Origin of the sequence: Variovorax gracilis (assembly GCF_030317115.1) — a bacterium.
Classification (GTDB): Bacteria; Pseudomonadota; Gammaproteobacteria; order Burkholderiales; family Burkholderiaceae_C; genus Variovorax; species Variovorax gracilis.
In genome coordinates this window covers 1-1,702 of the sequence record NZ_JASZYF010000089.1, presented here as the reverse complement: position 1 = coordinate 1,702, position 1,702 = coordinate 1, and the positions used below count along the sequence as shown (strand labels likewise).

Annotated in this window: 1 protein-coding gene; it reads left to right on the top strand. The window is 68.9% G+C overall.

Going from position 1 to position 1,702, the window contains the following annotated elements:
- Positions 1 to 1,702, top strand: a 1,702-nt coding sequence (gene acs, locus QTH97_RS36835; RefSeq protein WP_286573732.1) for an acetate--CoA ligase, incomplete at both ends; no start/stop codon positions are given.

Genomic DNA, 1,702 nt, shown 5'->3' with positions numbered 1-1,702 from the left:
CGGCATGGCGGCCTATCAGGCGCTGGTGGCCGAGGCCGAGGCCGATCCTGGCGCCTACTGGGCGCGGCTGGCCCGCGAGTTCGTGAGCTGGAAGACCCCCTTCACGAAGTCGCTCGACGACAGCAACGCACCCTTCTTCAAGTGGTTCGAGGACGGCACGCTGAACGTCTCGTACAACTGCCTCGACCGCAACGTCGAGCGCGGCCTCGGCAACAAGGTCGCGATCGTCTTCGAGGCCGACGACGGCCAGGTCACCCGCGTCACCTACGGCGAGTTGCTGGCACGCACCTGCCGCCTGGCCAATGCGCTGAAGGCGCGCGGCGTGAAGAAGGGCGACCGCGTGGTCATCTACATGGCGATGAGCGTCGAGGGCGTGGTCGCCATGCAGGCCTGCGCGCGCATCGGCGCCACCCATTCGGTGGTGTTCGGCGGCTTCTCCGCGCAGAGCCTTCGCGATCGCATCGAAGGCGCCGGCGCGGTGATGGTGATCACCGCCGACGAGCAGGCGCGCGGCGGCAAGCACCTGCCGCTCAAGGCCATCGTCGACGACGCGATCGCGCTCGGGGGCTGCGAGTGCGTCAAGGATGTCATCGTGTATCGCCGCACCGGCGGCGACATCGCCTGGCATGCGTCGCGCGACCGCTGGATGCATGAGGAGACGCAAGGCCAGCCGCAGAGTTGCGAGCCCGAATGGGTGGGCGCCGAGCATCCGCTGTTCCTGCTGTACACGTCGGGGTCGACCGGCAAGCCCAAGGGCGTGCAGCACTCCACGGGCGGCTACCTGCTGCATGCCGCGCTCACGACGAAGTGGACCTTCGACCTGAAGGACGAGGACGTGTTCTGGTGCACGGCCGACATCGGCTGGGTCACCGGCCACACCTACATCGCCTATGGCCCGCTGGCGCTGGGCGCGACGCAGGTGGTGTTCGAAGGCGTGCCGAGCTATCCGGATGCGGGGCGCTTCTGGAAGATGATCCAGGATCACAAGGTCACGGTGTTCTACACCGCGCCCACCGCCATCCGCTCGCTGATCAAGCTGGCCGAGGGCGACGCCGCCGTGCACCCGCAGCGCTACGACCTGTCGAGCCTGCGCATCCTCGGCTCGGTGGGCGAGCCGATCAACCCGGCGGCCTGGCAGTGGTATCACCAGCACGTGGGCGGCGGGCGTTGCCCGATCGTGGACACCTTCTGGCAGACGGAAACGGGCGGCCACATGATCACGCCACTGCCCGGCGCAACGCCGCTGGTGCCGGGTTCGTGCACGCTGCCCTTCCCGGGCATCGCGGCGGCCATCGTCGACGAGACCGGCAACGACGTGCCCCACGGCCAGGGCGGCATCCTGGTGGTGAAGAAGCCCTGGCCCAGCATGATCCGCACCATCTGGGGCGAGGCCGAGCGCTTCAGGAGCAGCTACTTCCCGCCCGAGCTCAAGGGCTACTACCTGGCGGGCGACGGCGCGATCCGGGACGAGAAGAGCGGCTACTTCACCATCACCGGGCGCATCGACGACGTGCTGAACGTCTCGGGCCACCGCATGGGCACGATGGAGATCGAGTCGGCACTGGTCTCCTGCACCGAGCTGGTGGCGGAGGCCGCCGTGGTCGGCCGCCCCGACGACACGACGGGCGAGGCGATCTGCGCCTTCGTCGTGCTGAAGCGCTCCCGGCCGACGGGCGACGAGGCGAAGAAGATCGCCGCCGAA